Here is a 10,126-nt window from a genome sequence, read left to right as displayed (position 1 = left end):
GAGGCACCCTCCTGATGGCAACCCATGACGAGGCCTTCGCTCGCGCAGTTTGTCATCGCATGATCACGCTTGGTTCAGGTTCGGGGAACAACCCTCCGACGACGCGGGTGACGTCGCCAACCCGGAGATAGCAATGGAGCGCCGGTTCGTTACGGGCGGGTGCCTCGCCCATGATGAGTCACCTGAAGCGTCATGGCGAGACCGAATATCGCGTCGACATCCGGCCCCCGAAGCGGAGGCGAACGGACGTCACCAGAGTGACTCCTTACGCAAGGAGCCAGTTCACTGCACGTTCGAGAAGTTGCCGGCGTTCGGGCGACTTGTAAGATGCGGCGTCGTGACCGAGGGCGTCATAGAAACTCCTTGCCGTGCCCGAATCCACCTTCCGTTCCAGAGACCACATCAGCGGATGGAGGTGGCTTTCGTGTTTGTGGCGGGCATGAACCACGACGTCCGGTGAGGTTCGCAGCCAGGAGTAACGTTCGTCGTCGACGGTGAAATTGGGGACACCTACGGGGAAGGACCCCTCGAGGAGAATGTGTGCCGATCCGTACGCCGGATGCATGGACACGCCCCGAACCCACCGGCCTCCAAGGGCCTGTTCCCAGGAATCGCAGTCCACGAAGCTGGTCGAGCTGGAATGCAGAGCGAGCAACGGCCGTCCGCCGGAAACCCATGCCTCCAGGCCCGCCTGTGCCGCGTCGGTTCCAGGCGATGCAGCACCGTCCCGGGGGAGGCCCACATTGACCACCAGCAGGTCAGGCCAGGCTGCCTCGTCCTGGAGCGACTCAAGCGCTGCGTCCACATCTGCCGCCAGTTCAACGGAGATCTCTAAAGAACGCAGAAAATCGGCGACTGCGTCGGAGGTTTCGGTGAACGGGTGCCAGGGGTCGGAATACCGGCCGGTGCCGCTGAGTAACAATGCGGTTGTCATGGGATCGCTTCCGTCGAGAGCAGGTGTGTGCGTCAGGAAATGACAAACAGCCTATCGGGAAGCGGCGAGGGGTGTGGCCAGTCTCACGTCACGATCGGGATGCTCTGCCAAGTACTTGTAGTTGCAACTGAAGAAGCACACAGCACTCCCGGCAGAACGGGAATGAAGCGAGAGGTACGCCGATATGACCATTGCATACGAAGAAGCAGTTATCGATCCGGCCGCGGTCGACGCCATTTTCACCAAGGCCCGCACGGCCAACTCTTTCACGGGAGAAGTAACCGAGGAGCAGGCCCAGGCCATCTACGAGCTCACCAAGTTCGGTCCTACCGCCTTCAACTCACAGCCGTTACGCGTAACCTATGTTCGCTCGGCTGATGCTCGAGCCAAGCTCGTCGACGCGCTGATGCCGGGCAACCGTGCCAAGACTGCCGGTGCACCCCTGGTGGCTATCCTCAGTTATGACACGGATTGGGCCGGGCACTGGGACAGCTTCCTCCCCGGCTACAACGCTCCGAAGGCCATGTACGATGCCAATCCCGAATTGGCAGCCGCCACCGGCAATAACAATGCGCACCTTCAGGCCGGTTACTTCATCCTCGCCGTTCGTTCACTTGGATTTGCTGCCGGACCCATGACCGGCGCAGACTTTGGCGCAATCGACGAGGCCTTCTTCCCGGCCGGAGACCAGAAGAGCTTCCTTGTGGTGAATATCGGTCAGCCGGGGGACGAAGCATGGGGCGACGCGAAGCCGAAGTTCTCCTATGACGAGGTTGTTCGTACAGTCTGATTCAGGCGATTACTGGTCAGGAGATCGAGCCCGCGGGGTTTCGTGCAGGTTACCCCGCGAGCAGCTCCTTGATGTCATCCGCGGTGAGTGCTGAGCTGAAGACGGCGTCGTCGTCCATCACTGAGCTGAACAGCTTGGCCTTCTGCTCCTTCAGCTTCATCACCTTCTCCTCGATTGTGTCAGTGGAGACCATCCGGTAAACCATCACGTTCTTCGTCTGGCCGATCCGGTGCGTCCGGTCAACCGCCTGCGATTCGCTGGCCGGATTCCACCACGGATCAAGCAGGAAGCAGTAGTCAGCCTCGGTCAGGTTTAGTCCGAATCCACCGGCCTTGAGGCTGATCAGGAACACAGGCGCAGAACCGTTCTTGAAGGAATCAATGACCTCGCCCCGCTTCCGGGTGGAGCCGTCGAGGTATGCGAACTCGACGCCCTGCTGCTCCAGCCGTGCGGCCGCGAGCTTGAGGTAGGACGTGAACTGGCTGAACACCAGGGCACGGTGGCCCTCTGCGAGAACGTCCTCCAACTGCTCGAACAGGACGTCCAGCTTCGCCGACGGAACGCCCTCATACTCGGGCTCAACCAGTGATGCATCGAGGCTGAGCATCCTCAACAGCGTGAGCGAGCGGAACACGATCATCCGGTTCCGGTCGAGGTCCTCGATCAGGCCGAGCAGCTTCTGACGCTCCCGCTGCAGATGTGTCTGGTAAATCTTTCGGTGCCGTGGATGCAGTTCCACCGCCAGGACCTGCTCCTGCTTGGCCGGGAGGTCCGACGCCACGGCTTCCTTGGTCCGCCGCATCATCAGGGGACGAATGCGGCGTCGCAGCCGCTGCAGGCGTTCGGTGCTGCCCTGTTTCTCGATGGGCGTCCGGTACTCCTCAGTGAACGCACGAGACGACGGGAACAACCCCGGAGCGGTGATATTGAACATCGCCCACAGCTCCATCAGGTTGTTCTCCATGGGAGTGCCAGTGATTGCGAGCTTGAACGGTGCATCCAGGTCTTTGGCACATCGATGGACCTTCGCCGTGTGATTCTTCACGAACTGCGCCTCATCCAGGATGAGACCTGCCCATTCCTCCTTGCCGTAGGCATCATTGTCCAGTCGAAACAGTGCGTAGGAGGTAATGACGACGTCGGCGCCCTCCACCTGCTCGGCGATCGGCGTGCCGCTCTTTGCCTGCGTGTCCGCGATACCGCGAACGGCGAGGACGGGAGCGAAGCGCTGCGCCTCCGCGATCCAGTTGGGCACCACGGACGTCGGTGCAACCACCAGGAAGGGGCGCTGCTCGCCCTGCTCCTTGGCGTGGGTCAGTAAGGCCAGAGTCTGCAGGGTCTTACCCAGACCCATGTCATCGGCAAGTACACCGCCGAGGCCATGATTCCAGAGGAAAGCCAACCAGTTGAAGCCGTCCACCTGGTACGGCCGCAGGGTTGCGTGGAGTCCATCGGGAAGCGGGGTCTGGTCCACCTCAGTCAGTTCCAGCAGTCCGTTGACAGCCGCGCGCCACGCCTGTGCCTGCTCGGTCTCCTCTGCGAGATCCTCGAACTCAGCCCACAACCCGGCCTGGTAGCGGCTGATCCGCAGGCCCGTTTCCCACTCGTTGAGCATCCGCGCTTCGTCGATGAGCTCCCGGAGCTGATCGAAGATGGGCTGGTTCAGGGAAAGGTAGCTGTTGTCCACCAGCTTGATCCGGTTGGAACCCTTGGCCAGTGCTGTGAAGATGTGATCGAACGGGATTTTCCGGCCCTGCACGGTGACCAGTACGCCGAGATCGAACCAGTCCCGGTCTTCGGTATCCACGGTGGTGATAAGGAGCTGCGGCGTTTCGGTCAGTTCCTCGAACGTCGGCTTGTTCCCTACAACGTCCACGCGGACGGCATCAAGGCGCTCGAGGCGAGGAAGGACAGTTTCCGTGAAATCCACCATCTCCATGCCGGTGTAGACGCGGTCCTTCACCATGCGCCCACCAAGGGCTTCCCGTGCCGCCTGCAGTGCGGTGGTTTCTGCACCGGCATCGCGGTAGCCGTCGTCCTCTTTTCCGGCTTTCAGCGGCTTACGGGTCTCTGTGCTACCCGTCTGGTACGCCCAGTCCCAGCGGAGATCGAGCTCATCCTCGCCGAAGGTGGCGGTGAGCACGAGCACCGGCGGGATGATCTCCGGGAAGGTGACCGAGCCATCGCTGCTCACTACGTCGATCGACTGGATGAGCCGCGGATAGAAGCCGGCGAGAAACTCCTGCTTCTCTGCCTCCGGAATGCGGACGGGTCGGGTGCGTTCGAGGAGCTCCCGGTTATGGTCGGTGAGTTTCCGCGTGGTCGGCGCCAAGGTGATGACGCCGTCCTCGGACGCGGTGTAGACGCCGTGGTTGGCGATGACGTGCGCCGAATCCGGCGGGTGATTCTCACCGTCGATGTTGATGGCAGGGCACAACTGGATGGCGTTGTCGACGGTGGTGGCGTCCAGCAGCAGCACCGCCTGGGAGGCAAGCTGCACAGTGACGCTCTTCTTCGTCCCAACGAAGGCGATGCCCAACCGCTGTGCTTCCTGCAGCAGCTGCCACAACAGCGGGTTGCTGAAATCATCAAGGTAGAGCCACGAGTCGTTGTTGCCGAAGTACGTGACTCCGGTACCACGATGCAGCGCCGGGAACTGGGCGAACCAGCGGTGCTGATCAGGATCGAGTTTCAGCCCGTACGTCTGGTAGCTGATGTTGCCCCACGCCAGATTGTTCTTGACCCAGTTCCCCTTCGCATTCTGAATCACGGGACGCACGCCTAGCTTGTAACCGCGGTAGCCACGCCGGTGGTTCCCGGTGGGGCCGGTGGTGGGGCGGAGTTCGAACTGCAGACCCATGGCGGCGGGCGGGACCGCGGCCAACGCGACGTCGTCGTCTTCGCGGGCGGAGAGCAGGCCCGAGAGGGACTCCTGCCAGCCTGCCGGACGGGATGACGACGGCGGTGCCGTCAGCTCTTGATTGGCGCGCAGATTTTCCATGTTGGATCGAAGCGCGACGGCTGCAACATGTTTGCAGTCCAGTCCCACCGGGCAGGAGCACACACTGTCGCGCAGGTGGTACCGGCCGTCGCCCTTCAGCGCCAGATACAGCTGCGTGCGATAAGGCGCGGGAGAACCTCCCATCACCCGAGCCTGAAGGATTTTGGAATCGGGTTCGAAAGTCAGCCCCTGAACGAGCGAGTCCTTGGCATACCCTTGGCCGCGCTGGAATGCGGCTCCTCCCACCATGCGAATGATGTCGGTGACATCGATCATGGGGAAAGGGGTTGCGGGCATGAATTCATGCTCTCACGCGCTACTGACAGACTGGATTCATGCGACTGATGACCGTCGGACATGGGACAGCGAACCGGGACGAATTCAGCGCGTTACTCAAGGGCGCAGGGGTGAAGACACTGGCGGATGTCCGACGTTTCCCCGGTAGCCGCCGGAACCTCGATACGAGCAAGGAAGCGTTGGAGGCGTGGTTGCCGTCAGGCGGGATCGACTACAGGTGGTTCGAGGACCTGGGCGGACGGCGTCGCCAGGCTGCGGGCGAACCGGAGACGGATTCATGGTGGCGCGTAGCGCAGTTTCGCGCCTACGCTGCCTACACCCGCACGTCTGAGTTCGAGGCAGCGCTGACGGAGTTGCGGGCGGTTGCAGCTGAGAATCCCACTGCGATGATGTGCAGCGAAAGCGTGTGGTGGCGCTGTCACCGGCGTATCGTCGCGGATGTACTGGTCCTGTTGCATGGATTCGAGGTCCACCATCTGATGCACGACGGCCGCTTGACACGGCACGAACCGTCCGATGGCGCCCGAATCCTCGGCTCCCGCGTGTTCTGGGATGTGCAGAACTAGGCGCCGACCCCTGTTCCGAGCTTTTTGAGCAGCGTCGCCAGCGTGTGGAGCTCGTTCGCGGTGAGACCGGCAAGCAGTTCGTGCTCGGTTGCCAGATGTGCGGGGAGGGTGGCGTCGACCGTCTCCCGACCCTTGGCGGTCAGTGTCACTTCCGTTCCGCGTCCGTCCACGCTGCTTTTTGCACGGCTGATCAGCCCTCGTTCCTCCAACCGGTTCAGGCGCTGCGCGACGGCGCTCGAGGTGATCATTGCGCTTGCCGCGAGCTCTTTCGGGCTCAGCCTGAAAGGGGCACCGTTCCGCCGGAGCGTGGCAAGGACGTCGAAGGACCCCGCATCGAGCCCGTGTCTCGCGAAGTTCTCCTCAAGCCGGCGGTCCACCTGCTGGGTGACCCGCGATAGCCGCCCCACGACGTGCATGGGCGATACGTCGAGATCCGGCCTTTCGGTCCGCCACTGTTGCACGATCTCATCGACGTGGTCATTCATGTGACCACTCTAGACAGATCACTAAGCACTTAGCTATATTAGCTAAGTGCTTAGCAAAATGAGCTGGACCCTTCTGATCACCGCAATGGCGCCCGCAGTGTGGGGGAGCACCTATCTGGTCACGGTTGCTCTCCTTCCCTCCGGCCTGCCCCTGACCGCAGCAGTCCTGAGGGCAGTGCCCGCTGGGCTCCTGCTCCTGCTCGTGGTGCGGCGCCTGCCGCGCGGATCCTGGTGGTGGAAATCGCTGGTACTCGGAGGGCTCAATATCGGGGTGTTTTTCGCCCTGCTCTTCGTCGCTGCCTACCGGTTGCCCGGCGGCGTGGCCGCCACGGTGGGGGCGGTGCAGCCGCTCATCGTGGCAGGTCTTGCAACGTGGATTCTCAGAGACCGGTTGTCGCTGGCCGTTATCCTCTCCGGCATTGCAGGCGCAGCCGGTGTCGCCCTCCTGGTACTCCAATCACAGGCACGGCTCGACCCCGTCGGCGTGCTCGCAGCACTCGGTGGCGCAGTGTCCATGGCTGCAGGGGTTGTGCTCGCCAAGAAGTGGGGACAGGCGGAGAAACCGCTCACCATGACGGCATGGCAGCTGCTCGGGGGCGGTATCGTCCTGATTCCGGTGATGCTGGCGGTGGAAGGTCTACCGCCGGTGCTGTCCGCCGCGAACCTCGCCGGCTACGCCTATCTCGCGGTTATGGGTACGGCCGTTGCCTACGCCCTGTGGTTCCGCGGCATCCAGCGACTGCCGGTTACGGCGCCGTCCTTTCTGGGGCTGCTGAGCCCAGTGGTCGCCACGCTTTTGGGTGGATTGGTAATGGGGGAGCGGCTTTCACCATTGCAGGGCCTGGGTGGGCTGCTGGTCATCGGATCGATCCTGGTGGTCGCGGTGGGCTCGCGACGCCCAAGCAGTGCCCGGGATGCCTCGGCGGCCGGCGTCGATCAATCGGCAGGGGCCCGGGTGTTGCCGGCACTGCGATAGATTTGAAGGACCGCCCCCGATTGACCAGGAGATACCCATGAGCCCTCGTTCCCTCTTCCGCAGTGTTGCTGTCGCGGAGGCGATCACCTGGGCCCTTCTCCTCGCAGGCATGTTCCTGAAGTACGTGTCAGAGACAACCGATGTGTTGGTTTCCATCGGCGGAGCGCTGCACGGTTTCGTCTTCCTGGCGTACCTGGTGAGCACCGCGTTCGTGTGGGTCAACCAGCGGTGGAGCGCAGGCACGGGAATCCTGGGGCTGGTTGCCGGCGTGGTCCCGTTCGCGACAGTGCTTTTTGACTGGCAGCTGGAACGCCGCGGAAAGCTCGACGGCGGTTGGCGCCTTGCGGCCGGAAAGGAGCAGCCGACCGGCCCCGTGGAGAACGTACAGGCGTGGGTGCTGCGGAATCCGCTGGCTGCGGTTCTGGTTGCCGTTGTTGGCGTCAGTGTGGTCTTCACGGCGCTGCTCATCGTTGGCCCGCCCGTGCAGGTTGGCTGACGGGATCGAAGTCAACGGAATGGCGGTTTGCCCGCAGATAGCAAGCGTGCTTACCATTCTTGTGTGCTTCAATCTTCAATCACTCCCCACCCTGCAGTCCGGTACGACGGTTCATTCGGCATCGCCGACGAGCTGAGGGAATCGTCCCGCCGGATCCGCGAGCTTGAGCGGGTTCGTGTTGAGTTGGCTCGTACCCTGCTTGACGTACAGCAGGCCTGCGAGACGATCAGGGATCCAAACCACGCGCAGCGTCTTATCTCTGCTGCTGTCCGGGACCTGGAGGAGCTGGACGCGAGGTTGTTTGAGGCTCGCACCTTCGACGCCACCGCGGGTGGCCGCCAGGGCTTGCTCGCGGGCTGACTACGACTGGTCGCTTGAGATCATTCGCAGGTTCGGACGCTCCTCGGAGGAGTGCGGAAATCCGCCCAGTTCCCTGATGTGCGCGATGAGTTCCTCACGGAGAATGGAGTCCGATCGTCCCGTCGCCTGTGCCTGTTCCTCCTCCATGTCCTCAGCCCGCTGCAGTATGGCCTCGCCTTCAGCGGTGAGGTTTACGTAGAAGACCCGGCGGTCGTCGTCGCTTCTGGTCCGGAGGATCAGTCCTCGGTTTTCCAGCCGCTCAAGGAGCTTGCCGATGGTCTGCGCCTGTACTCGGAGTTCACGCGCCAGCTCCACCTGGGTGATGGATCTGGTTCTGCCGAGCACGCGAAGTGTCAGTAGCCCAGCGTGCGTTGTCCCGAGTCTGCGCAACTGTTCATTTTCGCGATTGGCGCTGAGTCGGGCGGCCGTGTTGAGGAGCCGGTTCGTAGGCCACTGCGCGATATCCATGGTGTTTGTCTCTTTCGGTTGCTGAGCAACGAATCCTTGTGTGAGCGGGTAAAACGGAAAACCGGGCTTCCACACTCGGTGTGAGTTGGTCTGGAGTGGCGGCGGGACCTAATGATGCGGGCTGTCGTCTTGTTCGACAGCCCATGTCATGCGCTGGAGGAACCGCGTGACATGCAATGCCTCCTCGGGGTTGAGTGATTCGGCGACTTCAAGCATCCGCTTGTGCATGTCTCCCAGGGTTTGACGAACCTCGCTGTCCGCACTGTCGGTCGGCACAATTTCGACGGACCGGCGGTCTGTGGGGTGCGGCCGACGGAGGAGATGCCCGCTCGCAACGAGGCGGTCAATCAAGCCGGTGGTGGACGCCGTCGAAATGTTGAGCATGCGTGACAGATCCTTCGGGCTGATGCAGTGCCCGGCTTTATGTGCCCGCATTGCGTACCGGATGGCCAGAAGATCGGTCTCGTTCATTTTCATGGAGTCACGTGTCCGACGGCGCATCTCGGCTTCCGCAGCCCGGTATACGCGCAGTGCGTTCAGCACGTCCACGCTTCCGGGTTTTTCCTGATCGACGTACCAATAGCCTGCGCCGTCCGGACTTGTTGCGGTTTCCATAGTCTCTTAGTTTATCGCTCGCCTACATGCTAGGCCACCTAGACAAACTCAAGGCCGTCTGAGCTTTTCGGCAGCATCTCAAGATGAGGCGAATATTTCCGGTTTCTCATCGTGGACAGCTCAAGCTAAGGTCATATATAACTAGTTGAACTAGCTACTATCTTGCCTACCGATATGGAGCAGCCGATGTCTACAGTCGCCCGCAAATCGCCCGTGACCCTATCCTCGGTTCCGCCGGCCGCGCCGTCGGCGCTGGTCGATGACCTGTGGAGTATCGGAGGAATGAATGGGCCGCTGCTCGATGACGGAGCGACCGATACAGAGCGACTGGTAGCTGCTGCCGGAGCCGTTGAAAGCCTCGAGTGGGAGTTGGACCGCGCCCGGTCCGTGCTCGCGGATGCTGTCGAACGTGCGGCGTCGGACGGTTGCTCCGTCGAGGTGATCGCTGAGTCGGCAGGGATGACAAAAGAAGACGTCGCCACGCTGCTATGGGCGGCTAGATCTGAGCGCAGCTGGAAGTGAGCACGCTCAAGAGCTCTTCTCCCTTCGATAAACAAGTACTGGCCGGACGCTGGCAACTCAGGCAGCGGATCGGTTCGGGCGCAACCGGCACGTTGTGGTCGGCAACTGATCTCGAGACCTTCTCCAACGTAGCGGTCAAACTTGCACGGAATCCCGGGCACTCCTTCACCTCAGAAGCCGACTTCCAGGGATCCGTGGATTCCCCGTATATCGCGCGGGTGCTGGGTTCCGGTGTGGCACACCAGGGAAAGCCCGACCAGGTTGCCTACCTTGTGCAGGAGCTGATTCCCGGGCTGAACCTCCGTGACATTCTCTGCCGCACAACCCCCCACAACGTCGACGTGACCGCCTGGGCGTACGGAATGTTTCGTGCGCTGCAAACGCTGCATTCCGCCGGAATCGTGCACCGGGACATCAAGCCGTCAAACATCATGATTGCGCTCACCGCCGGCGGATCGCCGTCTCCTCAGCCGAAGCTTGTGGACTTCGGGACAGCGGCGCGCGGCAGACAGTGCGACGACGATGCTTCCTCGCAGGGCACCGTCCTCTACATGAGCCCGGAGCAGGCGCGCGGCAGCGGTGTCGGCAGTGCGAGCGATATGTATTCCCTCGGCCT

Annotated in this window: 12 protein-coding genes; 7 read left to right on the top strand and 5 right to left on the bottom strand. The window is 62.1% G+C overall.

Features of this window, described 5'->3' with window-relative positions; translation table 11 throughout:
- Nucleotides 1–265 precede the first annotated feature (265 nt).
- Nucleotides 266–934: a ThuA domain-containing protein gene (locus RIF85_RS12490; protein WP_309072228.1), complete on the bottom strand. Its 669-nt coding sequence runs from the start codon at nt 932–934 to the stop codon at nt 266–268.
- A 184-nt stretch (nt 935–1,118) separates the two neighbouring features.
- On the opposite strand from RIF85_RS12490, the gene RIF85_RS12485 reads away from it, so the two are divergent.
- Nucleotides 1,119–1,724, top strand: a complete 606-nt coding sequence (locus RIF85_RS12485) for a malonic semialdehyde reductase (protein ID WP_309072227.1) — start codon at nt 1,119–1,121, stop codon at nt 1,722–1,724.
- A 49-nt stretch (nt 1,725–1,773) separates the two neighbouring features.
- Here RIF85_RS12485 and RIF85_RS12480 read toward each other — a convergent pair whose 3' ends face one another.
- Nucleotides 1,774–5,022, bottom strand: coding sequence for a DEAD/DEAH box helicase (locus tag RIF85_RS12480; RefSeq protein ID WP_309072226.1), 3,249 nt, complete (start codon nt 5,020–5,022; stop codon nt 1,774–1,776).
- 38 nt (nt 5,023–5,060) lie between these two features.
- On the opposite strand from RIF85_RS12480, the gene RIF85_RS12475 reads away from it, so the two are divergent.
- A complete protein-coding gene (locus RIF85_RS12475) occupies nt 5,061–5,588 on the top strand; it encodes a DUF488 domain-containing protein (RefSeq protein WP_309072225.1) in 528 nt (175 codons plus the stop codon).
- On the opposite strand, the gene RIF85_RS12470 is transcribed toward RIF85_RS12475, so the two are convergent.
- A complete protein-coding gene (locus tag RIF85_RS12470) occupies nt 5,585–6,073 on the bottom strand; it encodes a MarR family transcriptional regulator (protein WP_309072224.1) in 489 nt (162 codons plus the stop codon). The two genes, RIF85_RS12475 and RIF85_RS12470, sit on opposite strands and share 4 nt — an antisense overlap.
- Before the next feature lie 58 nt (nt 6,074–6,131).
- Here RIF85_RS12470 and RIF85_RS12465 point away from each other — a divergent pair, with 58 nt between their 5' ends.
- From RIF85_RS12465 to RIF85_RS12455, 3 genes are all read left to right on the top strand, one after another.
- Entirely contained in the window at nt 6,132–7,049 is a 918-nt protein-coding gene (locus RIF85_RS12465; protein ID WP_375164847.1) for an EamA family transporter, read from the top strand.
- Nucleotides 7,050–7,086: 37 nt separating this feature from the next.
- A complete protein-coding gene (locus RIF85_RS12460) occupies nt 7,087–7,545 on the top strand; it encodes a DUF3817 domain-containing protein (protein WP_309072222.1) in 459 nt (152 codons plus the stop codon).
- A 63-nt stretch (nt 7,546–7,608) separates the two neighbouring features.
- On the top strand, nt 7,609–7,905 hold the full coding sequence (locus RIF85_RS12455; protein WP_309072221.1) for a hypothetical protein: 297 nt from the start codon (nt 7,609–7,611) through the stop codon (nt 7,903–7,905).
- Here the strand turns inward: RIF85_RS12455 and RIF85_RS12450 are convergent, their stop codons facing one another.
- On the bottom strand, nt 7,906–8,373 hold the full coding sequence (locus tag RIF85_RS12450) for a MarR family transcriptional regulator (protein WP_309072220.1): 468 nt from the start codon (nt 8,371–8,373) through the stop codon (nt 7,906–7,908).
- A gap of 108 nt (nt 8,374–8,481) precedes the next feature.
- Complete coding sequence (locus RIF85_RS12445) at nt 8,482–8,988, bottom strand: MarR family transcriptional regulator (protein WP_309072219.1); 507 nt, start codon at nt 8,986–8,988, stop codon at nt 8,482–8,484.
- Between the two features lie 186 nt (nt 8,989–9,174).
- Here RIF85_RS12445 and RIF85_RS12440 point away from each other — a divergent pair, with 186 nt between their 5' ends.
- Together RIF85_RS12440 and RIF85_RS12435 are read left to right on the top strand one after the other, a co-directional pair.
- Nucleotides 9,175–9,510, top strand: coding sequence for a hypothetical protein (locus RIF85_RS12440; protein ID WP_309072218.1), 336 nt, complete (start codon nt 9,175–9,177; stop codon nt 9,508–9,510).
- On the top strand, nt 9,507–10,126 hold a 620-nt coding region (locus RIF85_RS12435), incomplete at its 3' end, for a serine/threonine-protein kinase (RefSeq protein ID WP_309072217.1). The genes RIF85_RS12440 and RIF85_RS12435, both read left to right, overlap by 4 nt.

The organism is Arthrobacter sp. (genome assembly GCF_031179385.1).
In the GTDB taxonomy this organism is placed as follows: Bacteria; Actinomycetota; Actinomycetes; order Actinomycetales; family Micrococcaceae; genus Arthrobacter_D.
The sequence above is the reverse complement of the archived record's forward strand: the minus strand, read 5'-3'. Positions and strand labels throughout refer to the sequence as shown.

Excerpts from the sequence above, each read along its gene's own strand:
- RIF85_RS12490 (WP_309072228.1), bottom strand. The coding sequence starts at position 934 with ATGACAACCGCATTGTTACTCAGCGGCACCGGCCGGTATTCCGACCCC.
- RIF85_RS12485 (WP_309072227.1), top strand. The coding sequence starts at position 1,119 with ATGACCATTGCATACGAAGAAGCAGTTATCGATCCGGCCGCGGTCGAC.
- RIF85_RS12480 (WP_309072226.1), bottom strand. The coding sequence starts at position 5,022 with ATGCCCGCAACCCCTTTCCCCATGATCGATGTCACCGACATCATTCGC.
- RIF85_RS12475 (WP_309072225.1), top strand. The coding sequence starts at position 5,061 with ATGCGACTGATGACCGTCGGACATGGGACAGCGAACCGGGACGAATTC.
- RIF85_RS12470 (WP_309072224.1), bottom strand. The coding sequence starts at position 6,073 with ATGAATGACCACGTCGATGAGATCGTGCAACAGTGGCGGACCGAAAGG.
- RIF85_RS12465 (WP_375164847.1), top strand. The coding sequence starts at position 6,132 with ATGAGCTGGACCCTTCTGATCACCGCAATGGCGCCCGCAGTGTGGGGG.
- RIF85_RS12460 (WP_309072222.1), top strand. The coding sequence starts at position 7,087 with ATGAGCCCTCGTTCCCTCTTCCGCAGTGTTGCTGTCGCGGAGGCGATC.
- RIF85_RS12450 (WP_309072220.1), bottom strand. The coding sequence starts at position 8,373 with ATGGATATCGCGCAGTGGCCTACGAACCGGCTCCTCAACACGGCCGCC.
- RIF85_RS12445 (WP_309072219.1), bottom strand. The coding sequence starts at position 8,988 with ATGGAAACCGCAACAAGTCCGGACGGCGCAGGCTATTGGTACGTCGAT.
- RIF85_RS12440 (WP_309072218.1), top strand. The coding sequence starts at position 9,175 with ATGTCTACAGTCGCCCGCAAATCGCCCGTGACCCTATCCTCGGTTCCG.